The organism is Pseudomonas taiwanensis, from assembly GCF_013393345.1.
GTDB lineage: Bacteria > Pseudomonadota > Gammaproteobacteria > Pseudomonadales > Pseudomonadaceae > Metapseudomonas > Metapseudomonas resinovorans_C.
Genome location: NZ_QJRF01000003.1, coordinates 1 through 438, shown reverse-complemented (window position 1 = coordinate 438; position 438 = coordinate 1). Strand labels below are relative to the sequence as shown.

Below are 438 nucleotides of genomic sequence, written 5' to 3'. Positions count from 1 at the left end.
TCACCGCCTCGGCTGGTGCGGTCGATGTGTTCACCTTCAGCCTCACGGCGGCCGGCGCCTACAGCTTCACGCTGCTCAAGCCGCTGGATCATGCAGCGGGCAATGACGAGAACGACATCACCCTCAATCTCGGTTCGTTGCTGCGGGCTACCGATGCCGACGGCGACACGGTGACGGCTGCAGCCGAGAAGCTGGTCATTACCGTTGACGACGACACGCCAACCGCGACCGGTGCCGCCGCAACCGGCACCGTCGACGAGGACGGCCTGGCCGGTGGGATCGCCGGAGGCACCGGCGACGTAGCCGGCGCAGCGACCGTGGCCAGTGGCAGCGTCACCGGCATCTTCCAGTCCGGTGCCGATGCGCCATTGAGCTATTCCCTGTCTGGCGACACCAGCGGCTTGCCGCAGACGCTGACTTCGGGCGGCGTGGCGGTGA

1 protein-coding gene is annotated in these 438 nt (G+C 67.6%); it reads left to right on the top strand.

The window, feature by feature from the left end:
- A partial coding sequence (locus DM872_RS00015) for a T1SS-143 repeat domain-containing protein (RefSeq protein ID WP_444860442.1) occupies positions 1-438 on the top strand: 438 nt, incomplete at both ends.